The 23,703-nt window shown below is 52.8% G+C and carries 22 protein-coding genes and 1 riboswitch; of the genes, 9 read left to right on the top strand and 13 right to left on the bottom strand.

Annotated elements, in window-relative coordinates; all coding sequences use genetic code 11:
* The 12 genes from mraY to leuO form a co-directional block, all read right to left on the bottom strand.
* Entirely contained in the window at positions 1-1,083 is a 1,083-nt protein-coding gene (mraY, locus tag D9734_RS01720; RefSeq protein ID WP_094337176.1) for a phospho-N-acetylmuramoyl-pentapeptide-transferase, read from the bottom strand.
* Positions 1,077-2,435 carry a UDP-N-acetylmuramoyl-tripeptide--D-alanyl-D-alanine ligase gene (murF, locus tag D9734_RS01715; protein ID WP_130204914.1) on the bottom strand — a complete coding sequence of 453 codons (1,359 nt, stop codon included), beginning with the start codon at positions 2,433-2,435 and terminating at the stop codon, positions 1,077-1,079. The genes mraY and murF overlap by 7 nt, the downstream gene beginning before the upstream one ends.
* Positions 2,432-3,919: a UDP-N-acetylmuramoyl-L-alanyl-D-glutamate--2,6-diaminopimelate ligase gene (gene murE / locus D9734_RS01710; RefSeq protein ID WP_130204912.1), complete on the bottom strand. Its 1,488-nt coding sequence runs from the start codon at positions 3,917-3,919 to the stop codon at positions 2,432-2,434. The genes murF and murE overlap by 4 nt, the downstream gene beginning before the upstream one ends.
* The gene (gene ftsI, locus D9734_RS01705; protein ID WP_000642222.1) at positions 3,906-5,672 is read right to left on the bottom strand and encodes a peptidoglycan glycosyltransferase FtsI; all 1,767 of its coding nucleotides are present in this window, start codon (positions 5,670-5,672) and stop codon (positions 3,906-3,908) included. Before ftsI ends, murE begins: the two co-directional genes overlap by 14 nt.
* A gap of 15 nt (positions 5,673-5,687) precedes the next feature.
* Positions 5,688-6,053 carry a cell division protein FtsL gene (gene ftsL / locus D9734_RS01700; protein WP_000625658.1) on the bottom strand — a complete coding sequence of 122 codons (366 nt, stop codon included), beginning with the start codon at positions 6,051-6,053 and terminating at the stop codon, positions 5,688-5,690.
* The gene (gene rsmH / locus D9734_RS01695) at positions 6,050-6,991 is read right to left on the bottom strand and encodes a 16S rRNA (cytosine(1402)-N(4))-methyltransferase RsmH (RefSeq protein WP_064525204.1); all 942 of its coding nucleotides are present in this window, start codon (positions 6,989-6,991) and stop codon (positions 6,050-6,052) included. The genes ftsL and rsmH overlap by 4 nt, the downstream gene beginning before the upstream one ends.
* A gap of 1 nt (position 6,992) precedes the next feature.
* Positions 6,993-7,451: a division/cell wall cluster transcriptional repressor MraZ gene (gene mraZ, locus D9734_RS01690; RefSeq protein ID WP_064525207.1), complete on the bottom strand. Its 459-nt coding sequence runs from the start codon at positions 7,449-7,451 to the stop codon at positions 6,993-6,995.
* A gap of 599 nt (positions 7,452-8,050) precedes the next feature.
* Positions 8,051-9,055 (bottom strand): catabolite repressor/activator, encoded by a 1,005-nt coding sequence (gene cra, locus D9734_RS01685; RefSeq protein ID WP_064525210.1) that lies wholly within the window; start codon positions 9,053-9,055, stop codon positions 8,051-8,053.
* Between the two features lie 81 nt (positions 9,056-9,136).
* The gene (locus D9734_RS01680) at positions 9,137-9,223 is read right to left on the bottom strand and encodes a hypothetical protein (RefSeq protein ID WP_032160836.1); all 87 of its coding nucleotides are present in this window, start codon (positions 9,221-9,223) and stop codon (positions 9,137-9,139) included.
* 11 nt (positions 9,224-9,234) lie between these two features.
* Positions 9,235-9,726 carry an acetolactate synthase small subunit gene (gene ilvN, locus D9734_RS01675; RefSeq protein WP_001252744.1) on the bottom strand — a complete coding sequence of 164 codons (492 nt, stop codon included), beginning with the start codon at positions 9,724-9,726 and terminating at the stop codon, positions 9,235-9,237.
* Positions 9,727-9,728: 2 nt separating this feature from the next.
* Complete coding sequence (ilvI, locus tag D9734_RS01670; RefSeq protein WP_130204910.1) at positions 9,729-11,453, bottom strand: acetolactate synthase 3 large subunit; 1,725 nt, start codon at positions 11,451-11,453, stop codon at positions 9,729-9,731.
* Positions 11,454-11,770: 317 nt separating this feature from the next.
* Positions 11,771-12,715, bottom strand: a complete 945-nt coding sequence (leuO, locus tag D9734_RS01665) for a transcriptional regulator LeuO (RefSeq protein ID WP_130204908.1) — start codon at positions 12,713-12,715, stop codon at positions 11,771-11,773.
* A gap of 659 nt (positions 12,716-13,374) precedes the next feature.
* Here leuO and leuL point away from each other — a divergent pair.
* From leuL to leuD, 5 genes are all read left to right on the top strand, one after another.
* Entirely contained in the window at positions 13,375-13,461 is an 87-nt protein-coding gene (gene leuL / locus D9734_RS01660) for a leu operon leader peptide (RefSeq protein WP_001300467.1), read from the top strand.
* A 90-nt stretch (positions 13,462-13,551) separates the two neighbouring features.
* Positions 13,552-15,123: a 2-isopropylmalate synthase gene (gene leuA, locus D9734_RS01655; protein WP_130204906.1), complete on the top strand. Its 1,572-nt coding sequence runs from the start codon at positions 13,552-13,554 to the stop codon at positions 15,121-15,123.
* Positions 15,123-16,214, top strand: a complete 1,092-nt coding sequence (gene leuB, locus D9734_RS01650) for a 3-isopropylmalate dehydrogenase (protein WP_130204904.1) — start codon at positions 15,123-15,125, stop codon at positions 16,212-16,214. Before leuA ends, leuB begins: the two co-directional genes overlap by 1 nt.
* 2 nt (positions 16,215-16,216) lie before the next feature.
* Complete coding sequence (gene leuC, locus D9734_RS01645) at positions 16,217-17,617, top strand: 3-isopropylmalate dehydratase large subunit (protein ID WP_130204902.1); 1,401 nt, start codon at positions 16,217-16,219, stop codon at positions 17,615-17,617.
* Positions 17,618-17,627: 10 nt separating this feature from the next.
* Positions 17,628-18,233 carry a 3-isopropylmalate dehydratase small subunit gene (leuD, locus tag D9734_RS01640; protein WP_130204900.1) on the top strand — a complete coding sequence of 202 codons (606 nt, stop codon included), beginning with the start codon at positions 17,628-17,630 and terminating at the stop codon, positions 18,231-18,233.
* Between the two features lie 107 nt (positions 18,234-18,340).
* Here the strand turns inward: leuD and sgrT are convergent, their stop codons facing one another.
* Positions 18,341-18,472 (bottom strand): glucose uptake inhibitor SgrT, encoded by a 132-nt coding sequence (sgrT, locus tag D9734_RS01635; RefSeq protein ID WP_130204898.1) that lies wholly within the window; start codon positions 18,470-18,472, stop codon positions 18,341-18,343.
* A gap of 88 nt (positions 18,473-18,560) precedes the next feature.
* Here sgrT and sgrR point away from each other — a divergent pair, with 88 nt between their 5' ends.
* The 4 genes from sgrR to thiQ all read left to right on the top strand — a co-directional run bounded on the left by sgrR (position 18,561) and on the right by thiQ (position 23,631).
* Positions 18,561-20,216 carry a DNA-binding transcriptional regulator SgrR gene (sgrR, locus tag D9734_RS01630; protein WP_130204896.1) on the top strand — a complete coding sequence of 552 codons (1,656 nt, stop codon included), beginning with the start codon at positions 18,561-18,563 and terminating at the stop codon, positions 20,214-20,216.
* Positions 20,217-20,249: 33 nt separating this feature from the next.
* Positions 20,250-20,349, top strand: a riboswitch (TPP riboswitch).
* A gap of 30 nt (positions 20,350-20,379) precedes the next feature.
* Positions 20,380-21,363 carry a thiamine ABC transporter substrate binding subunit gene (gene thiB, locus D9734_RS01625; RefSeq protein WP_130204894.1) on the top strand — a complete coding sequence of 328 codons (984 nt, stop codon included), beginning with the start codon at positions 20,380-20,382 and terminating at the stop codon, positions 21,361-21,363.
* On the top strand, positions 21,339-22,949 hold the full coding sequence (gene thiP, locus D9734_RS01620; protein ID WP_130204892.1) for a thiamine/thiamine pyrophosphate ABC transporter permease ThiP: 1,611 nt from the start codon (positions 21,339-21,341) through the stop codon (positions 22,947-22,949). The genes thiB and thiP overlap by 25 nt, the downstream gene beginning before the upstream one ends.
* Positions 22,933-23,631 (top strand): thiamine ABC transporter ATP-binding protein ThiQ, encoded by a 699-nt coding sequence (gene thiQ / locus D9734_RS01615; RefSeq protein WP_130204890.1) that lies wholly within the window; start codon positions 22,933-22,935, stop codon positions 23,629-23,631. Before thiP ends, thiQ begins: the two co-directional genes overlap by 17 nt.
* Positions 23,632-23,703 lie beyond the last annotated feature (72 nt).

Genomic DNA, 23,703 nt, shown 5'->3' with positions numbered 1-23,703 from the left:
TTAACGTACCTTCAGCGTTGCCAGACCAATCAGGACCAGCATCAGCGAAATAATCCAGAAGCGCACAATGACGCGCGGTTCCGGCCAACCTTTCAGTTCATAGTGGTGATGAATCGGCGCCATGCGGAAAATACGTTGCCCGCGCAGTTTAAAGGAGCCGACCTGCAAAATAACCGACAGGGTTTCAACCACAAACACACCGCCCATAATCACCAGCAGGAATTCCTGACGCAGCAGCACAGCGATAATGCCCAGCGCGCCGCCTAATGCCAGCGAACCGACATCGCCCATAAAGACCTGCGCCGGATAGGTGTTAAACCACAAGAAGCCCAGCCCTGCCCCGACTATCGCGGTGCAGACAATAACCAGTTCCCCGGCGTGCCGCAGATACGGTATATGCAAGTAGCTGGCAAAGTTCATATTGCCGGTTGCCCACGCCACCAGCGCAAAACCACCGGCGACAAATACGGTCGGCATAATCGCCAGCCCGTCGAGGCCATCGGTCAGGTTTACCGCATTACCGGTACCAACAATGACGAAGTAAGCCAGCAGGATGTAGAACAGCCCCAGCTGCGGCATCACATCTTTAAAGAACGGCACCACCAGCTGCGTTGCTGGCGTGTCTTTCCCGGCAAGATACAGCGCAAAGGCGACGCCCAGCGCGATCACCGACATCCAGAAATACTTCCAGCGCGCAATCAGGCCCTTGGTGTCTTTACGCACCACTTTGCGATAGTCGTCGACAAAACCAATGATGCCGTAACCCACCAGCACCACAAGTACGCACCAGACATATGGGTTAGCGGGATAAGCCCACAGCAGTACGGAGATCACTATCGCCGTCAGGATCATTATCCCGCCCATGGTCGGCGTACCGCGCTTACTAAAGTGCGATTCCGGGCCATCGTTACGAACGACCTGACCAAAGGAGAGTTTTTGCAAATGGGCAATCATACGCGGGCCCATCCACAATGAGATAAACAGCGCGGTCAGCAGGCTGACGATGGCGCGAAACGTCAGATAGGAAAAGACGTTAAAGCCGGAATAATATTTGACCAAATGTTCGGCCAGCCAAACTAGCATGTCCCATTCTCCTGTAAAGCGCGTACCACCTCTTCCATGGCGGCACTACGTGAACCCTTAACTAAAATCGTAATCACCTGTTGCTCTGCAATCAGTGATTTAAGACGCGCAATTAACGCGGATTTATCAGCAAAATGTTCGCCAACGCCGCTGGCGGTGCTGATAACATGGCTTTGTTTACCCACGCTTAACACGCGGTCAATACCAGCCGCCTTCGCCGCTTCGCCCACCTGTACATGGCAGGCTTCGCTTTCAGCGCCCAGTTCCGCCATATCGCCCACCACCAGCACGCGGTAGCCAGGCATTTCAGCCAGTACCTGGACTGCTGCGGTCATTGAACCGACATTGGCGTTGTAGGAGTCGTCGAGCAACAACTGGTTTTCCGCCAGTTGAATCGGGAACAGACGCCCGGGAACGGCTTTCAGATTCGCCAGCCCCGCTTTGATAGCATCAAGCGTTGCGCCCACGGACATGGAGAGCGCGGCGGCTGCCAGCGCATTCGCAATATTGTGACGCCCCGGCAACGGCAGCAGAACATCGACGCTACCCGTTGGGGTTTGTAGCGTAAATTCCGTACCGTGCGAAGTCACATGGATATTGGTGGCGGTGAAATCGCTGTTGGCGGCATTCGGTGAGAAACGCCACACTTTGCGTGAGCCAATTACGCTCTGCCAGTTCAGCCAGTCGTTGTTGTCGGCATTCATAATGGCGATACCGTTTTCCGGCAGGCCGGTAAAGATTTCGCCTTTCGCTTTCGCGACACCAGCAAGCGAGCCGAAACCTTCCAGATGCGCCGCCGCCAGGTTGTTGACCAGCGCCGCTTCCGGGCGAGTCAGACTCACAGTCCAGGCAATTTCGCCCTGATGGTTCGCGCCAAGTTCAATAACTGCGTAATCGTATTCCGGCGTTAAGCGCAGCAGCGTCATTGGCACGCCGATGTCGTTGTTGAGATTGCCCGCGGTATAAAGCGTATTGCCGCACTGGCTTAAAATCGCCGCAGTCATCTCTTTAACGGAGGTTTTACCGGAGGAACCGGTCAGAGCAACCACGCGCGCCGGAACTTGCTGGCGAACCCATGCAGCCAGTTCACCAAATGCCAGACGCGTGTCTTTAACGATTAACTGCGGCAGGTCGATATCCAGTGGACGGCTGACCAGGAGCGCGCCTGCGCCCCCAGCTTTCGCCTGGTCGGCAAAATCGTGGGCATCGAAACGTTCGCCTTTCAGGGCAACAAACAGACAGCCTGGCGTCAGTTTCCGCGTGTCAGTCGTTACGGCATCCAGGGTGATATCCGCCCCTTTTAGTTCACCGTTGAGAATATCGGTAAGTTGGCTAAGGGTTACGCTAATCATGCGATCACCCCCAGCAAACGCGCCACCGTGACGCGATCGGAGTAGTCCAGGCGCTGATTGCCAACAATCTGGTAATCTTCATGGCCTTTGCCCGCGACCAGCACCACATCGTTCTCTTTAGCCTGCATAACGGCGCAAGTCACCGCTTCGGCACGACCTTCCATCACTTTGGCATGTCCGGCATCTAACATTCCCGCCAGAATATCGTTGATGATGGCGCGCGGTTCTTCGGTACGCGGGTTATCGTCAGTTACTACCGCCACGTCGGCAAACTCTTCAGCAATCGCCCCCATCAGTGGACGCTTGCCTTTATCACGATCGCCGCCACAGCCGAAGACGCACCACAGCTTGCCTGCACAGTGAAGTCGTGCAGCCTGCAAGGCTTTTTCCAGTGCATCCGGGGTGTGAGCATAATCCACAACCACCGTCGGTTTGCCCGGTGCAGTAAACACTTCCATACGTCCGCAAACCGGCTGCAGACGCGCGGCGGTTTTAAGCAGGTCAGCCAGCGGATACCCCAGTGCCAACAGCGTCGCCAGCGCGAGCAGCAAGTTGCTGACGTTAAAAGCGCCCATCAGGCGACTTTCAATTTCCCCATCGCCCCAGCTTGAGCTAAAGCGAATGGTTGCGCCGCTGTCGTGATAGTTCACGTCGGTCGCTTTCAACCAGCGGCCATGACAGTTCAGATTGATATGGTCTTCCATCGACACCGCAACTGCATCCGGCAGTTTTGCCAGCCAGCGACGGCCTACTTCGTCATCGGCGTTGACTATCGCCTGACCGCAATGATGTTCGGAGTAAAGCAGCCATTTTGCGGCTTCGTAATGTTCCATATCACCGTGATAATCAAGGTGATCGCGGCTTAAGTTGGTAAAGACCGACGCCGCAAATTTCAATGCCGCCACACGGTGCTGTACCAGCCCGTGGGAGGAAACTTCCATTGCGCAAAAAGTCGCGCCCTGATCCACCAGCCCCGCCAGCTCATGCTGAACGTCGACTGCCGAACCGGTCGTGTTTTCCGTCGGAATAACTTTACCCAGCAGGCCGTTACCTACGGTCCCCATCACCGCGCTGGTTTCACCAAGCAACTGACTCCACTGCGCCAGAAGCTGGGTAGTGGTGGTTTTGCCGTTGGTGCCCGTTACGCCCACGAGACGTAAATTGTCAGAGGGTTCATGGTAAAAGCGGCCCGCCAGCGCTGATAAACGCTCATTGAGCTGGCTGAGATAGATGACCGGTACGCCGTGCATTTCACGGATTTCACCATCGGTCGCCTCATCTTTTGCCTCTGCAATAATGGCAGCCACACCTTGCGCTATCGCCTGCGGGATATATCGACGCCCGTCCGCCTGATGACCTACTACAGCTACAAAAAGATCGCCCGACGCAGCCACACGGCTGTCGAGTGTCATCTCTCGCAGTGCTCGCGAAGGTGCGTTTGGCACCCACGGAGCAAGAAGGTCGCGCAAATTACGATCTGCCACCTGTCCCCTCGCCTTGATTAATCACAAATTCGTTTTTATCACCCGTTGTCAGCGCATCCGGTTCGATGTTCATGGTGCGCAATACGCCGCCCATGATGGCACCAAAGACCGGCGCGGAAACGGCGCCGCCGTAGTATTTACCCGCCTGCGGATCGTTAATAACAACAACCAGCGCGAAGCGCGGCTGACTCGCAGGCGCAACGCCTGCGGTATAAGCAATATATTTATTGATGTAGCGACCATCCGGCCCGACCTTTTTCGCGGTACCGGTTTTAATGGCGATACGATAGCCTTTAATCGCCGCCTTCACGCCACCCCCGCCCGGTAGCGCCACGCTTTCCATCATATGCACCACGGTGCGAACAATGGATTCCGGGAAGACACGTTCACCAGGAACCGGGGGGTCAACCTTGGTAATCGACAGCGGGCGATAGATACCATAGCTGCCAATGGTTGCGTAGACTCGCGCTAACTGTAACGGTGTCACCATTAGCCCGTAGCCGAAAGAGAAGGTGGCCCTCTCTATGTCAGACCACCGTTGTTTTTGAGGATATAAGCCACTGCGTTCTCCGACCAACCCCAAATTGGTCGCTTTTCCCAACCCAAAACGTGAGTAAGTATCTACTAACGCTGAGGACGGCATCGCTAACGCCAGCTTGGAAACACCGACGTTACTCGACTTCTGTAATACCCCGGTCAGGGTTAATTCGCTATAGCGCGCCACGTCTTTAATTTCGTGGCCGTTAATTCGATAAGGCACGGTATTAAGCACCGAGTTTTCCCGCACCACACCACGTTGCAACGCGGTCATCACCACCATCGGTTTGACAGTAGAGCCCGGTTCAAACACGTCGGTAATGGTACGGTTACGCATCGCCTCTTTTGGCGTGCCACTCAGATTGTTGGGGTTGTAAGACGGGCTGTTGGCCATCGCCAGCACTTCGCCGGTGTTGACATCCACCAGCACGGCGCTGCCGGATTCAGCCTTGTTAAAGGCCACGGCGTTGTTCAGTTCGCGGTAAACCAGCGCCTGCAGGCGTTCATCAATACTCAATGCCAGGTTGTGCGCAGCCTGGCTGTCGGTAGAAGAAATATCTTCGATTACACGGCCATAGCGGTCTTTACGCACAATACGTTCGCCCGGTTGCCCGGTAAGCCATTTATCAAAACTTTTCTCGACGCCCTCAATCCCCTGGCTATCAACGTTGGTAAAGCCAATGAGGTGAGCGGTCACTTCGCCAGACGGGTAGTAACGGCGAGATTCTTCGCGCAGATGAATCCCCGGCAGCTTCAGTTTTTTGATGTATTCAGCCATGTCAGGGTTAACCTGACGCGCCAGATAGATAAAGCGCCCTTTCGGGTTAGCATTAATACGGGCGGAAAGTTGATCCAGCGGAATATTGAGCGCGTTAGCCAGCGCCTTCCAGCGGTCACCGACGCTGATGCCACCAGCTTCATGCACTTCTTTCGGGTCGGCCCAGATCGCTTTTACTGGCACACTCACTGCTAACGGGCGACCAGAACGGTCGGTAATCATGCCGCGGGAGGTGGAGACTTGCTGAACGCGAAGAGAGCGCATGTCGCCCTCTTTCACCAGCATATCCGGGGAGATTACCTGCAACCAGGCAACGCGCCCCAGCAGGAAAGCCAGTGCCAATAAAATACAGCCGCATAACAACGCAAAACGCCAACTGATAAAGTTGGCATGTTCTTCCTGACGTTTTGGTTTCTGCGTTTTCGCCGCTGCTTTCATGCGTCGCGTTTATCCTTATTTTTGCACTACGATATTTTCTTGTGATGGATCAACATGCTGCATTTGCAGCTTCTCCGTGGCGATCCGTTCCACCCGGCTATGGTCGCCGAGCGCATTCTCTTCAAGAATGAGGTTGCGCCATTCAATGTCTAAAGCGTCTCGCTCCAGCACCAATTGTTCGCGCTGAGCGGTGAGCAAACGGGTATGGTGCGCCGTGGTCACCACAGTCACCGCCGTCAAAATAATGCAAATGAACAGGCAGAGCGGCAGCTTCCCAAACCGCAAAAGATCGTCACCGATAACGCCAGGCAAGGCATGGCGCTCGTGGCTTCCCATCGATCCTTTAACTTTGCTGAGGGCTTCTGTCACTCTGCTGATCATGCGTTCGTCCTCTCTGCAATACGCAGAACTGAACTACGGGCACGAGGGTTCTCAGCCACCTCTTCTTCGCCCGGCATCAACTTACCTAGTGCCCGCAACTGACGGCCACCCAGTTTTTTGAGCTGCTCTTCAGTCATCGGTAACCCTGCCGGAACTTGTGGACCGCGACTGTTTTCACGCATAAAGCGTTTCACAATACGATCTTCCAGCGAATGAAAACTGATGATCGAAAGCCGCCCGCCTGGGGCCAGCACGTTAAGCGAGCTTTTTAGCGCCTGCTCTATCTCCTCCAGTTCACTGTTCACCCAAATGCGCACCGCCTGGAAGGTACGGGTCGCGGGATGTTTGAATTTGTCTTTCACCGGCGTTGCCGCAGCAACGACTTCTGCCAGTTCTTTAGTGCGGGTCATCGGCTGTTCGCGGTTACGCTCGACAATGGCGCGTGCAATACGTTTAGCAAAACGCTCTTCGCCATAGGTTTTTAATACCCAGGCAATATCGGATTCTTCTGCGGTTTGTAGCCATTCGGCGGCAGACTGACCGCGCGTCGGGTCCATACGCATGTCCAACGGGCCATCGCGCATAAAGGAAAAACCGCGTTCAGCATCATCGAGTTGTGGTGAAGAGACGCCAAGATCGAGCAGAATGCCGTCGATCTTGCCGATAAGATCGCGCTCGGCGACATATTCGCCCAGCGCAGAGAAAGGTCCATGAATGATGGAGAAGCGCGGATCATCAATAGTCTTCGCGACGGCAATAGCCTGCGGGTCGCGATCGATTGCCAACAAGCGTCCCGTTTCGCCAAGTTGCGAAAGAATCAGACGTGAGTGACCACCGCGACCAAAAGTTCCATCAATGTAGATACCGTCAGGACGGATATTGAGGCCATTTACGGCTTCGTCCAGCAGTACCGTGGTATGTTTATAGTTTTCCATCATTTTATAGAGACAAGTCCTGCAGCCGCTCCGACAAGTTTTCGGTAACAGACTGTTCAGCGTCGATATCTTCCCTGACCTGTTGATGCCAGGTCGTTTCATCCCACAGTTCGAACTTATTGAACTGCCCGACCAGCATCACTTCTTTCGTCAGCCCGGCATGCTGCCGCAACACAGGCGCGATTAATAATCGACCTGCGCTATCCAGCTGACACTCACTGGCATGCCCTAACAGAAGGCGTTGAACACGACGTTCAACAGGGTTCATGCTCGAAAGACGCGATAATTTGTGCTCGATAATTTCCCATTCAGGAAGGGGGTAAAGCAGCAGGCACGGGTGATGAATGTCAATGGTACACACCATTTGACCGGCAGCGCTCCCGAGCAGTTCTTCCCGATAACGGGTAGGCACCGATAAGCGCCCTTTACTGTCGAGATTGACTAACGTTGCTCCCCGGAACATGCCAGTCTCCCCCCGATTACCACTTTATCCCACAAATTCCCACTAAAAGGAGTTTACGGAGCGGAGGAAAAGCTTGTCAAGCCAGGAACATTCCTTACCGAAGCAAAAAACCCAATGTTTACGGCTAATATCTGCATTGTTTAAAAATCGCCCAACAAACGAAGCAAATTAACGTCATGAATAGTTGTAAGAAAAAATCCCATTCATCATTACCGTTTTAAAAACGACTCAATTTTCCTTAATGGAAATATAAAGTGTCAGTTTGCGACGCGAGCGGCATTTTAGGACATATCTCCCCCGGATAACAGTCCCTGTTGCACGTGCGCCATGCCTGATACCAGCGACTTTGAACAAAAGTTTAGAAAAGTGTTTGTTTAATCGGCAATTGCCGATTTGCTTGTAACAAAATAATGCAATTGCAATCTACCGTTACGAGTTAATTATCATTCAACGCAGCGAATGGAGTTAATTGGCAGGATATTCAGGAGGGCTTATGGATAATTGTCCAGAATAGTCTTATTTACATTATGGATATCGATGTCCAATTACGTACTCAATGCGCCAGAGGTAAAATCCACTGGCGCATCTTTTCGTAATGTTTATCTACGGCTTAGTACACCACGACGATAGAGATTACGTTTAATGCGTGTTAAGCCTGGTTTTGGTTTGCGCGGTTCGTCCAGACTGGCGAGCACAATCTCCAGTACGCGTTCCGCAACATCGCGATGACGCTGGGCTACCGCCAGTACCGGACACTGTAAGAAGTCGAGCAATTCGTTGTCACCAAAGGTCGCAATTGCCAAATCAGAAGGCAGTTTGCCATCGCGGCGCAGCGTGACATCCATAACGCCTTGCAACAACGCAAATGAGGTGGTGAACAGCGCCTGCGGCATCGGATGCGTTTCCAGCCATTTTTCGAATAACTGGGCAGCGGTTTCCCGCTCATAACTGTTGGCATAAAGGAAATGCACTTCGCGTGGATCATCTTTCCAGGCGGTACGGAAACCCTGCTCGCGCAGGAAGCTGACAGAAAGCTCCGGCAACGCGCCAAGATAAAGCACCGTCTCAGCAGGAAACTTACGTAACTCTTCGGCCAGCATTTCTGCATCATCCTGGTCGGCACCCACAACGCTGGTGAAGTGTTCACGATCGAGGGCGCGGTCCAGCGCGACAATCGGGAACGGGTCGTTAGCCCAGCGTTGATAAAAAGGATGCTCCGGCGGCAGCGACGTCGAAACAATGATGGCATCGACCTGACGCTGCAAAAGATGCTCAATACAGCGCATTTCGTTGTCTGGCTGATCTTCGGAACAAGCAATCAGTAGTTGATAACCCCGTTGCCGCGCCTGACGTTCAAGATAATTAGCGATACGGGTGTAACTTGTGTTCTCCAGATCGGGGATCACAAGACCAATCGAACGTGTGCGTCCAGCACGAAGCCCAGCAGCCACGGCATTTGGGTGGTAATTGTGCTCACGCACCACTGCCATGACTTTTTCAACGGTTTTGTCGCTCACACGGTATTGCTTCGCTTTGCCGTTAATAACATAGCTTGCAGTGGTCCGCGACACTCCCGCCAGCCGAGCGATTTCATCCAGTTTCACAATTGCCCCTTGAGTAAAATGTAAAAACCATACCCATTGTACTGGCATGGGTTAAATTCATTAACATCTAAGCGCAGAAAATTAACTGCGGCAACTGCTTTTATTCCAGGTTCCCACTGAATTCGCAAAAAAAGCCCAACGTGACATGTTGGGCTGTAAATTGCGCATTGAGATCATTCTCAACGCATTATTTTATCGCCGCGCGAAAGTCCTACTACGCCGGAGCGAGCGACCTCCACAATTTTCGCCACATCGCGAATCGATGCTAAAAATGCATCAAGCTTATCGCTGGTTCCCGCCAATTGAACGGTATAAAGCGATGGCGTGACATCAATGATTTGCCCACGGAATATTTCCGTATTGCGCTTCACTTCGTCACGTCCATAGCCACTGGCCTGAATTTTCACCAGCATGATTTCCCGCTCAACATGCGCCCCCTGCCCCAGTTCGCTAACACGCAGCACATCGACCAGCTTGTGTAATTGCTTTTCAATCTGCTCCAACACTTTTTCATCGCCCACGGTCTGGATAGTCATACGCGATAATGTCGGATCGTCGGTTGGCGCAACGGTCAGGCTTTCAATGTTATAGCCCCGTTGGGAAAAGAGGCCGATCACGCGGGATAACGCGCCTGATTCATTTTCGAGTAATACGGATAATATCCGGCGCATAATCAGGTTCTCTCCGTTTTGCTTAACCACATTTCATCCATTCCGCCGCCACGAATCTGCATCGGGTAGACGTGCTCGCTGCCATCAACAGTGACATCAACAAACACCAGGCGATTATTGCGGACCTGTTCCAGTGCCTCGCTAAGTTTGTTTTCCAGCTCTTGCGGATGAGAGATCTGGATCCCAACATGGCCATAGGCTTCCGCCAGACGAACGAAATCCGGTAGCGACTGCATATAAGATTGTGAATGGCGGCCGGAATAGATCATGTCCTGCCACTGCTTCACCATCCCCAGATAGCGGTTATTGAGATTCACCACCAGCACCGGCAGTTCATATTGCAAAGCGGTAGACAGTTCCTGAATGTTCATCTGAATGCTGCCGTCGCCAGTGACACAGACCACGGTTTCTTCTGGCAATGCCATTTTGACACCCAGCGCCGCAGGCAAACCAAAGCCCATAGTGCCGAGGCCACCGGAATTGATCCAGCGGCGCGGTTTATCGAAAGGATAATAAAGCGCGGCGAACATCTGGTGCTGCCCGACGTCGGACGTGACATATGCATCACCTTTCGTTAGCCGCCAGAGTGTCTCGATCACCGCTTGCGGTTTAATCTTTTCGCTCTGAGTGTCGTATTTAAGGCACTGGCGAGCGCGCCACTGTTCAATCTGTTGCCACCAGTCACGAATTTCATCCAACGGTTGGTGAGCCGTTTCTTGTGCCAGCAACTCCAGCATTTGATCCAGCACCAACCGCGCGTCACCAACGATCGGAATGTCGGCGGTAACGGTTTTTGAGATCGACGTAGGATCGATATCAATATGTAAAACCGTTGCATTCGGGCAGTACTTGGCCAGATTGTTAGTGGTGCGATCGTCAAAGCGCACGCCGACCGCAAAAATAACATCGGCATTATGCATGGTCATATTGGCTTCGTAGGTGCCGTGCATTCCCAGCATCCCCAGCGCCTGACGATGCGTTGCCGGAAACGCCCCCAGCCCCATTAATGAAGAGACGACGGGAAGATTAAGCTGCTCAATAATCTGTTTGAGTTGTTGATGGCAACTCGCAGTCACGGCGCCGCCGCCAACGTAAACTACCGGTTTTTTCGCTGCCGCCAGTGTCTGCAATGCGCGTTTAATCTGCCCCTTATGACCCAGTGTGGTCGGGTTATAAGAGCGCATACTGACCGACTCCGGCCAGACGTAGGGTAATTTGTTCGCCGGATTAAGAATATCTTTCGGTAAATCAACCACCACTGGCCCAGGACGACCACTTGCCGCCAGCCAGAATGCTTTTTTCAGCACCTGAGGAATATCTTCCGTTTGCTTAACCAGGAAACTGTGTTTTACCACCGGGCGGGAAATTCCCACCATGTCGCACTCCTGAAAGGCATCGTAGCCTATCAGCGAGGTCGCTACCTGACCAGAAAGGACAACCAAGGGAATGGAGTCCATATAAGCAGTAGCGATACCGGTAATCGCGTTAGTCGCCCCAGGACCCGACGTCACCAGCACGACCCCCACTTCCCCGGTTGCACGTGCCAGGCCATCGGCCATATGCACAGCCGCTTGCTCATGACGAACTAATACGTGATCGATACCCCCCACGGTATGCAATGCATCGTAAATATCAAGGACCGCGCCTCCGGGATAACCGAATACTTGTTTAACGCCCTGATCGATAAGCGATCGGACGACCATCTCGGCTCCAGACAACATCTCCATGACCTGCCTCACTGTTTGGCGGAAAAAATGTGTAAAACACATTAACCGTCCGATCTTGCTTAAGCAATTGGCAGACAGAGTCACAAACGTGAAGAAATAAGAATAAACAGGAGGAAAGGAGAAAAGAAACGATAAAATACTCCAGAATGAAGGCGTAAATTGATAATAAATTGGCTAGATTCGGCTACTTACAGCAATTTCTCTATTTTTTTAATTTTTCATGAAATCTGGCGCACATGCATTTAGAACAAAATTCTACATTTAATAAAAAAAGCAGAATAAACCAGAAAGGAATGCCTGATTTATTCTGCTTTTGTTTAGCGTTTACATATAGAGACTAATTGCTCTTCCATCCACTGATGGCCTTTATCGCGCCCGGCAGCCTCATGCCAGGAGAGATAACAGGTTCTGCTATTCTGTTTTAACGGCAGCGGTAATATCTGTAATTCTAAAGATTCGGCGAACTCTTCAGCCAGCCAACGAGGCGCAATAGCGACCAGGTGAGTTTGCGACACCACGCTAAGGACGCTCATCATTGCCATGCCCTGATAAGCAATACTGGCTTGCTTATCTACTGTGTCGTACCACGGTTGACTAAATGAGGCGAAACGATCGAGCGAAACCGCCGCATGTTGTTCGTTATAAACATCATGTTTCAGTAATGGACCTTTAATATGCGGATGGTTCTTACTGGCTACCAGCACCATTTCATCTTTAAATAACGGCACACTGGTAAATTCAGGGCGGTGGAAATCTTCATAACTTATAACGAACTCCGTTTCCTGATAGCGCAACTGATGTTCAGTGTTCTGATTTAATGAAGACTTGAACATAACATGTATATTTGGCGCAATCTGCTCAATGTGATTATAAATCTGCGAGGTCAGAATGCTGTCTAACGGGCTGCAAACACAGAGATGGAATACCCGCTCGCTACTGGCAGGCTCAAAACCTGAACCCGGTAATTCGTTTTGCACTAATTGCAGCGCCTGGCGCACAGAACCAAAAAGTTGAAATGCGCGGGCAGTCGGTTGGATACCACGACCATAACGAACAAACAACTCGTCATTAAACATCACTTTCAGGCGTGCAACAGCGTTACTGACCGCAGGTTGCGACATTCCCAGAACATGAGCGGCACGAGTAATATTCTGCTCCTGCATCACGGCATCGAAAACAGTTAATAAGTTTAGATCGACCATGCGCAGCTGTGGCTTACTAAAATCTGCTGGTTCTGGATGATCTGTTTTTACCTCTGGCATACTTAACTCCACTGTCACACTTAACTCCCTTTTCCTTACCGGAATGCAGAAAAAAATAATCCTGAAAAATATGATTTACCATACATATAAAATAAGAAAAAGGAAAATGAGTAAAATTAGGAAAACATAAAGATAAGAGTTCTGTTTAAAACAAAACCCACCGCCGCGCAGAGAGTCATCCACCACAGCATGATTATCTATAATGTTTTTGTCACACAAACAATATAATCATAATCACCATGAATGCTCAATCATCCGTGATATGTATAAAATCGCCACTTTAATTAAAAATTTATATATTAATCACCCATATATTCCTTATTAACTTATCAATAATATAAGCCTCATCAATAATTAAACATTCATAAAATAAATAATTACAGAAAAATCATCAGGATGGGTTAGGTAATTGATACTATCTATATGCATATCACTTATTGATTAAATGCAATAAATTATGCTGAAGTATGTCAATTAATGAAAAGTGTGATCTGGCTGATAGAAATTAATATTGTTGGTTTATGTATACACAGCACAATTAGCTAATTTGATACATGCAAAATTACCGCTGAAAAGCCGCTTTTCTTACTACAGGGTTGACATCCGTTTTTGTATCCAGTAACTCTAAAAGCATATCGCATTCATCTGGAGCTGATTTAATGACTCACATCGTTCGCTTTATCGGTCTACTACTACTAAACGCATCTTCTTTGCGCGGTAGACGAGTGAGCGGCATCCAGCATTAAGCCAGCACGCAGTCAAAAAAAACCCGCGCCATTGCGCGGGTTTTTTTATGCCCGAAGCGAGGCGCTCTAAAAGAGACAAGGACCTAAACCATGAGCCAGCAAGTTATTATTTTCGATACCACATTACGCGACGGTGAACAGGCGTTACAGGCAAGTCTGAGTGCGAAAGAAAAACTGCAAATTGCGCTGGCCCTTGAGCGTATGGGTGTTGACGTAATGGAAGTTGGTTTCCCCGTCTCTTCGCCGGGCGATTTTGAATCGGTGCAAACCATCGCCCGCCAGGTCAAAAATAGCCGCGTATGCGCGTTAGCTCGCTGCGTGGAAAAAGATATCGATGTGGCGGCTGAATCTCTGAAAGTCGCCGAAGCCTTCCGTATTCATACCTTTATTGCTACCTCCCCAATGCACATCGCCACCAAGCTGCGCAGCACGCTGGATGAAGTGATCGAACGCGCTATCTATATGGTGAAGCGCGCCCGTAATTACACCGATGACGTTGAATTTTCTTGCGAAGATGCCGGACGTACACCCATTGCCGATCTGGCGCGAGTGGTCGAAGCGGCGATTAATGCCGGTGCCACCACCATCAACATTCCGGACACCGTGGGCTACACCATGCCGTTTGAGTTCGCCGGAATCATCAGCGGACTGTATGAACGCGTGCCTAACATCGACAAAGCCATTATTTCCGTACATACCCACGACGATTTGGGCCTGGCGGTGGGCAACTCACTGGCGGCGGTACATGCCGGTGCACGCCAGGTGGAAGGTGCAATGAACGGGATCGGCGAGCGTGCCGGAAACTGTTCACTGGAAGAAGTCATCATGGCGATCAAAGTTCGTAAGGATATCCTCAACGTCCACACCGCCATTAATCACCAGGAGATATGGCGCACCAGCCAGTTAGTTAGCCAGATTTGTAATATGCCGATCCCGGCAAACAAAGCCATTGTTGGCAGCGGCGCATTCGCACACTCCTCCGGCATCCACCAGGATGGCGTGCTGAAAAACCGCGAAAACTACGAAATCATGACACCAGAATCTATTGGTCTGAACCAAATCCAGCTGAATCTGACCTCTCGTTCGGGGCGTGCGGCGGTGAAACATCGCATGGATGAGATGGGGTATAAAGAAAGTGAATATAATTTAGACAATTTGTACGATGCTTTCCTGAAGCTGGCGGACAAAAAAGGTCAGGTGTTTGATTACGATCTGGAGGCGCTGGCCTTCATCGGTAAGCAGCAAGAAGAGCCGGAGCATTTCCGTCTGGATTACTTCAGCGTGCAGTCTGGCTCTAACGATATTGCCACTGCCGCCGTCAAACTGGCCTGCGGCGAGGAAATCAAAGCAGAAGCCGCCAACGGTAACGGTCCGGTCGATGCCATCTACCAGGCGATTAACCGCATCACTGACTATAACGTCGAACTGGTGAAATACAGCCTGACCGCCAAAGGTCACGGTAAAGATGCGCTGGGTCAGGTGGATATCGTCGCCAACTACAATGGTCGCCGCTTCCACGGCGTCGGCCTGGCCACCGATATTGTCGAGTCCTCCGCCAAAGCCATGGTGCACGTACTGAACAATATCTGGCGCGCCGCAGAAGTCGAAAAAGAGTTGCAACGCAAAGCTCAACACAACGAAAACAACAAGGAAACCGTGTGATGTCGAAGAATTACCATATTGCCGTTTTGCCCGGAGATGGGATCGGGCCGGAAGTGATGACCCAGGCGCTGAAAGTGCTGGATGCCGTGCGCAACCGCTTTGCGATGCGCATCACCACCAGCCATTACGATGTAGGCGGCGCAGCCATTGATAACCACGGACAGCCGCTGCCGCCTGCGACGGTTGAAGGTTGCGAGCAAGCCGATGCCGTGCTGTTTGGCTCGGTAGGCGGCCCGAAGTGGGAACATTTACCACCAGACCAGCAACCAGAACGCGGCGCGCTGTTGCCTTTGCGTAAGCACTTCAAATTATTCAGCAATCTGCGTCCGGCAAAACTGTATCAGGGGCTGGAAGCATTCTGTCCACTGCGTGCTGACATTGCCGCTAACGGCTTCGACATCCTGTGCGTGCGCGAACTGACCGGCGGCATCTATTTTGGTCAGCCAAAAGGCCGCGAAGGTAGCGGACAATATGAAAAAGCGTTTGATACCGAGGTGTATCACCGTTTTGAGATCGAACGTATCGCCCGTATCGCGTTTGAATCTGCCCGCAAGCGTCGTCGCAAAGTCACCTCAATCGACAAAGCCAATGTGCTGCAATCCTCTATTTTATGGCGGGAAATTGTTAATGAGATCGCCATTGAATATCCGGATGTCGAACTGGCGCATATGTACATCGACAACGCCACCATGCAGCTGATTAAAGATCCATCACAGTTTGACGTTCTGCTGTGCTCCAACCTGTTTGGCGACATTCTGTCTGATGAGTGTGCGATGATCACTGGCTCGATGGGGATGTTGCCTTCCGCTAGCCTGAACGAGCAAGGTTTTGGTCTGTATGAACCGGCGGGTGGCTCGGCACCAGATATCGCAGGCAAAAACATCGCCAACCCGATTGCGCAAATTCTGTCGCTGGCGCTGCTGCTGCGCTACAGCCTGGATGCCGATGATGCGGCTTGCGCCATTGAACGCGCGATTAACCGCGCATTAGAAGAAGGCATTCGCACCGGGGATTTAGCCCGTGGCGCTGCCGCCGTTAGTACCGATGAAATGGGCGATATCATTGCCCGCTATGTGGCAGAAGGGGTGTAATCATGGCTAAGACGTTATACGAAAAATTGTTCGACGCTCACGTAGTGTACGAAGCCGAAAACGAAACCCCGCTGTTATATATCGACCGCCACCTGGTGCATGAAGTGACCTCACCGCAGGCGTTCGATGGCCTGCGCGCCCACGGTCGCCCGGTGCGTCAGCCGGGGAAAACCTTCGCCACCATGGATCACAACGTCTCCACCCAGACCAAAGACATTAATGCCTGCGGTGAAATGGCGCGGATCCAGATGCAGGAGCTGATCAAAAACTGCAAAGAATTTGGCGTCGAGCTGTATGACCTGAATCACCCGTATCAGGGGATCGTCCACGTGATGGGGCCGGAACAGGGCGTCACCTTACCAGGGATGACCATTGTCTGCGGCGACTCGCATACCGCTACCCACGGCGCTTTTGGCGCACTGGCGTTTGGTATCGGTACTTCTGAAGTTGAACACGTGCTGGCAACGCAAACCCTGAAACAGGGCCGCGCGAAGACCATGAAAATTGAAGTCCAGGGCATAGCCGCGCCGGGCATTACCGCGAAAGATATCGTGCTGGCAATTATCGGTAAAACCGGCAGCGCTGGCGGCACCGGGCATGTGGTGGAGTTTTGCGGCGAAGCAATCCGTGATTTAAGCATGGAAGGTCGTATGACCCTGTGCAATATGGCAATCGAAATGGGCGCGAAAGCCGGTCTGGTTGCACCTGACGAAACCACCTTTAACTATGTCAAAGGCCGTCTGCATGCGCCGAAAGGCAAAGATTTTGACGATGCCGTCGCCTACTGGAAGACCCTGCAAACCGACGAAGGTGCAACTTTCGATACAGTTGTGACTCTGCAAGCAGAAGAGATCGCCCCGCAGGTCACCTGGGGAACTAACCCCGGTCAGGTGATCTCCGTGAATGACAATATTCCCGATCCGGCTTCGTTTACCGATCCGGTTGAGCGCGCGTCGGCAGAAAAAGCGTTGGCCTATATGGGGCTGAAACCGGGTATTCCATTGACCGAAGTCGCTATCGATAAAGTGTTTATCGGTTCTTGTACCAACTCACGTATTGAAGATTTACGCGCGGCGGCGGAAATCGCCAAAGGGCGAAAAGTCGCGCCAGGTGTACAGGCACTGGTGGTTCCCGGCTCTGGCCCGGTAAAAGCTCAGGCGGAAGCGGAAGGTCTGGACAAAATCTTTATTGAAGCCGGTTTTGAATGGCGCTTGCCTGGTTGCTCAATGTGTCTGGCGATGAATAACGACCGTCTGAATCCGGGCGAACGTTGTGCCTCCACCAGCAACCGTAACTTTGAAGGCCGCCAGGGGCGCGGCGGGCGCACGCATCTGGTCAGCCCGGCAATGGCTGCCGCCGCTGCTGTGACCGGACATTTCGCCGACATTCGCAACATTAAATAAGGAGCAGACCATGGCAGAGAAATTTATCAAACATACAGGCCTGGTGGTTCCGCTGGATGCCGCCAATGTCGATACCGATGCGATTATCCCGAAACAGTTTTTGCAGAAAGTGACGCGTACAGGTTTTGGCGCGCATCTGTTTAACGACTGGCGTTTTCTGGATGAAAAAGGCCAACAGCCAAACCCGGACTTCGTGCTGAACTTCCCGCAGTATCAGGGCGCTTCCATTTTGCTGGCGCGGGAAAACTTCGGCTGCGGCTCCTCGCGTGAGCACGCGCCGTGGGCATTGACCGATTACGGTTTTAAAGTGGTGATTGCGCCGAGTTTCGCTGACATCTTCTACGGCAACAGCTTCAACAACCAGCTGCTGCCGGTGAAATTAAGCGATGCGGAAGTGGACGAGCTGTTTGCGCTGGTGCAAGCCAGTCCGGGGATTCATTTCGACGTGGACCTAGAAGCGCAAGAGGTGAAAGCGGGTGAGAAAATCTATCGGTTTAGCATCGATGCCTTCCGCCGCCACTGCATGATGAATGGGCTGGACAGCATCGGTCTGACGCTGCAGCACGACGACGCTATTGCCACTTATGAAGAGAAGCAACCAGCATTTATGCGTTAGTTTGTACGCCGTCCGGCACTCAATCGCCAAAAAGAAAAAAGCCAGCAGATAATCACTGCTGGCGTGGCGATTAACACCAATACTCAGTCACACATGATGTCCGCAAATCAGTATTCAGAATCACTCCCCTCCCACTGCATCAGCTCTTCAAGCATGGTTAATCGTTGTGGAACGCTTAACCAACGCAGCCAGCACAACGTCGCTGTCGCGGTAAAGTAGTGCTGATAAAACTGACGCATGGGACACCTCCTTGCTTCATCGTTAAGAATTATTGACTTAATATAGGGAAAATAAAATTGCTGACTTTTGCGCAGGAGTTCCCCTTTTATGCCATCAGCTCGTCTGCAACAACAATTCATCCGCCTGTGGCAATGCTGCGACGGTAAATCTCAGGAGACCACGCTGAACGAACTGGCGGAGTTGCTCAACTGTTCCCGTCGCCATATGCGCACGCTCCTGAACACCATGCAGGATCGCGGCTGGCTGACGTGGGAGGCGGAGGTTGGACGCGGTAAACGTTCGCGTTTAACCTTCCTGTATACCGGGCTGGCGCTTCAGCAACAGCGGGCAGAAGATTTGCTTGAACAGGATCATATCGACCAACTGGTGCAGCTGGTTGGCGACAAAACGGCTGTGCGGCAAATGCTGATTTCCCATCTGGGCCGCAGCTTCCGCCAGGGGCGGCACATCCTGCGCGTGCTCTACTATCGCCCGTTGCGTAATCTGCTGCCTGGCAGCGCATTACGCCGTTCCGAAACGCATATCGCCCGGCAAATCTTCAGCGCGTTAACCCGCATAAATGAGGAAAATGGGGAACTGGAGGCGGACATCGCCCACCACTGGCAGCAAATTTCCCCACTCCACTGGCGCTTCTTTTTGCGCCCCGGGGTCCATTTTCATCATGGTCGTGAACTGGAAATAGACGACGTCATCGCCTCGTTGAAGCGGATCAATACGCTGCCGCTCTATTCCCACATCGCTGAAATTGTGTCGCCGACGCCCTGGACGCTGGATATTCATCTCACTCAGCCAGATCGCTGGTTGCCGTTACTGCTGGCGCAAGTTCCGGCGATGATCCTGCCGCGTGAATGGGAAACCCTCAGCAATTTTGCCAGCCACCCTATCGGTACCGGTCCGTATGCGGTAATGCGTAACAGCACTAACCAACTGAAAATTCAGGCATTCGATGATTTCTTCGGTTATCGGGCATTAATCGACGAAGTTAACGTCTGGGTCTTGCCGGAAATTGCCGATGACCCCGCAGGAGGCCTGATGCTGAAAGGGCCGCAGGGCGAGGAAAAAGAGATTGAAAGTCGCCTTGAAGAAGGTTGCTACTATCTACTGTTCGACAGTCGCACCCATCGCGGAGCGAATCAGCAAGTCAGAGACTGGATAAGCTATGTGCTTTCGCCGACCAATCTGGTTTATTTCGCCGAGGAACAGTACCAGCAACTGTGGTTTCCGGCCTATGGGCTGCTCCCCCGCTGGCACCATGCCCGCCCAACACATTGCGAAAAACCTGCCGGACTGGAACATCTCACCCTGACCTTTTATCAGGATCACATTGAACATCGGGTGATTGCCAGGATCATGCAGCAGATTCTGGCAAGTCACCAGGTCACGCTGGAAATCAAAGAGATCAGCTACGATCAGTGGCACGAAGGTGAGATCGAAAGCGACATCTGGCTTAACAGCGCCAACTTTACGCTGCCGCTGGATTTTTCGCTGTTCGCACACTTGTGCGAAGTGCCGCTGCTACAACACTGTATTCCTCTCGACTGGCAAGCCGACGCCACGCGCTGGCGCAACGGCGAGATGAACCTGGCGAACTGGTGCCAGCGGTTAGTAGCCAGCAAAGCGATGGTGCCGCTGATCCACCACTGGCTGATTATTCAGGGGCAACGCAGTATGCGCGGCCTGCGCATGAACACCCTCGGCTGGTTCGATTTTAAATCAGCGTGGTTTGCGCCACCGGATCCATGATTGCTGGTTGATAACAAAATCACTACACTAACGCCGTTCTCAACGGGGTGCCACGCAGACGCGTGCGCTGAGAAAATACCCGTCGAACCTGATCCGGATAACGCCGGCGAAGGGATTTGAGGCTCCTTCTCAAGTCCTTTGCCACTCTTTTTTGAGGTGCAAAGTGTTAAAAAAATGTCTTCCCCTGCTGTTGCTGTGCACAGCGCCTGTTTTCGCTAAACCCGTTCTGACTGTTTATACCTACGATTCCTTCGCCGCCGACTGGGGGCCTGGTCCGGTGGTCAAAAAAGCCTTTGAAGCCGACTGTAATTGCGAACTGAAACTGGTGGCGCTGGAAGATGGCGTTTCGCTTCTCAACCGTCTACGGATGGAAGGCAAAAACAGCAAAGCCGATGTGGTGCTGGGGCTGGATAACAATCTGTTAGACGCCGCCAGTAAAACCGGACTGTTTGCCAAAAGCGGTGTGGCAGCGGGTGCAGTAAACATTCCCGGCGGCTGGAATAATGACACTTTCGTACCGTTTGATTACGGCTACTTCGCCTTCGTCTATGACAAAAACAAACTGAAAAATCCGCCGCAAAGCCTGAAGGAGCTGGTTGAGAGCGATCAAAACTGGCGAGTGATTTATCAGGATCCGCGCACCAGTACGCCGGGGCTGGGTCTGCTGTTGTGGATGCAAAAAGTCTATGGCGATGACGCCCCGCAAGCCTGGCAGAAGCTGGCGAAGAAAACTGTCACGGTCACCAAAGGCTGGAGCGAAGCCTACGGCCTGTTTTTAAAAGGCGAAAGCGATCTGGTACTGAGTTACACCACCTCTCCGGCTTATCACATTCTCGAAGAGAAGAAAGATAACTACGCCGCTGCGAACTTCAGCGAAGGTCACTATCTGCAGGTGGAAGTTGCCGCCCGCACCGCTGCCAGCAAGCAGCCGGAGCTGGCGCAAAAATTCCTCCAGTTTATGGTTTCTCCGGCTTTCCAGAATGCGATTCCAACTGGCAACTGGATGTATCCGGTAGCAAACGTCACGCTGCCTGCCGGGTTTGAACAATTGACCAAACCAGCAACCACGCTGGAGTTCACGCCAGCCGAAGTGGCGGCACAACGTCAGACCTGGATTAGCGAATGGCAACGCGCCGTCAGCCGTTAATTCCCGGCTGGTTAATTCCAGGTGTAAGCGCTGCTACGCTTGTGGTGGCGGTTGCACTGGCGGCGTTTCTCGCCCTGTGGTGGAACGCGCCGCAGGGTGACTGGGCAACAATCTGGCAGGACAGCTACCTGTGGCATGTGGTGCGTTTCTCCTTCTGGCAGGCGTTTCTTTCGGCGCTGCTCTCTGTCGTTCCTGCGATTTTCCTCGCCCGCGCCCTCTACCGCAGGCGCTTTCCGGGGCGGCAGGCGCTGTTGCGTCTGTGCGCAATGACCTTGATCCTCCCGGTGCTGGTCGCCGTTTTCGGCATTCTTAGCGTCTATGGTCGCCAGGGCTGGCTGGCATCGCTCTGGCAATCGCTTGGTCTGGAGTGGACCTTTTCGCCCTACGGCCTGCAAGGCATTTTGCTGGCGCACGTATTTTTTAATCTGCCGATGGCGAGCCGCTTATTACTCCAGGCGCTGGAAAACATTCCCGGCGAGCAGCGCCAGCTTGCTGCCCAGCTTGGGATGCGCGGCTGGCACTTCTTTCGTTTCGTCGAATGGCCGTGGTTACGGCGACAAATTCCGCCGGTTGCTGCGCTTATCTTTATGCTCTGTTTCGCCAGCTTCGCCACCGTGCTATCGCTGGGGGGCGGTCCGCAGGCGACCACTATCGAGCTGGCAATCTATCAGGCGCTGAGTTACGACTACGATCCTGCCCGCGCGGCGATGCTGGCGCTGATCCAGATGGTGTGTTGCCTCGGACTGGTGCTATTGAGTCAGCGATTGAGTAAGGCCATTGCGCCTGGTACCACGTTGGTTCAGGGCTGGCGCGACCCGGACGATCGTCTGCATAGCCGCATTTTCGATACGGTATTGATCGTGCTGGCGCTGCTGCTGTTGCTGCCACCGTTACTGGCGGTGATTGTCGATGGGGTAAATCGCCAGTTGCCGGAAGTGCTGGCACAACCGGTGCTGTGGCAGGCGCTGTGGACCTCGTTGCGTATTGCGCTGGCGGCAGGCGTATTGTGCGTAGTGCTGACCATGATGCTGCTATGGAGCAGTCGCGAACTGCGGGCGCGGCAAAAAATGCTGGCGGGTCAGGCGCTGGAGATGAGCGGCATGTTGATCCTCGCCATGCCGGGGATTGTGCTGGCAACGGGCTTCTTTTTGCTGCTCAACAACACTATTGGCCTGCCACAATCTGCTGACGGCATTGTGATTTTCACCAATGCGTTAATGGCGATCCCTTACGCGCTGAAGGTGCTGGAAAACCCAATGCGCGATATCACCGCCCGCTACAGCATGTTGTGTCAGTCGCTGGGTATTGAAGGCTGGTCGCGCTTAAAAGTGGTGGAGCTGCGCGCTCTGAAACGTCCGCTGGCGCAGGCGCTGGCCTTTGCCTGCGTGTTGTCGATTGGTGATTTTGGCGTGGTGGCGTTGTTCGGTAACGATGATTTCCGCACCCTGCCGTTTTATCTCTACCAGCAAATTGGCTCTTATCGCAGCCAGGACGGCGCGGTCACCGCGTTAATTCTGCTGCTGCTCTGTTTTCTGCTGTTTACCGTGATTGAAAAACTACCGGGGCGAAATGTTAAAACTGACTGATATCACCTGGCTTTACCACCATTTGCCGATGCGTTTTAGCTTAACGGTGGAGCGCGGCGAGCAGGTGGCGATCCTCGGGCCAAGCGGCGCGGGTAAAAGTACCCTACTGAATTTGATCGCCGGTTTTCTGACGCCAGCCAGCGGTTCGCTGACTATCGACGGCGTTGATCACACCACGACGCCGCCGTCACGCCGTCCGGTATCGATGCTGTTTCAGGAGAACAACCTGTTCAGTCACCTGACGGTCGCGCAGAACATCGGGCTGGGGCTTAATCCAGGACTGAAGCTGAACGCGGCACAGCAGGAGAAAATGCATGCTATCGCACGCCAGATGGGGATTGATAATTTAATAACGCGGTTACCGGGCGAGCTTTCCGGCGGTCAGCGGCAGCGCGTGGCTCTGGCGCGTTGCCTGGTGCGCGAACAGCCGATTTTATTGCTCGATGAACCGTTCTCGGCGCTCGACCCGGCGCTGCGTCAGGAGATGCTGACGCTGGTCAGTACAAGCTGTCAGCAGCAAAAAATGACGTTATTGATGGTGTCGCACAGTGTGGAAGATGCGGCGCGGATAGCCACGCGCTCGGTGGTGGTCGCCGACGGGCGCATCGCCTGGCAGGGTATGACCGATGAGTTGTTGAGTGGTAAGGCGAGTGCTTCGGCGCTGTTGGGAATTACAGGTTAATATGCACTGTCGGATGCGGCGTGAACGCCTTATCCGACGTTTTGTCCGCATCAGGCGCCCCGCACAAGACTA

This window comes from Escherichia sp. E14S1 (genome assembly GCF_004211995.1).
In the GTDB taxonomy this organism is placed as follows: Bacteria; Pseudomonadota; Gammaproteobacteria; order Enterobacterales; family Enterobacteriaceae; genus Escherichia.
Note: the sequence above shows the minus strand (reverse complement) of the source record. Positions and strands in the feature narration are given on the sequence as shown.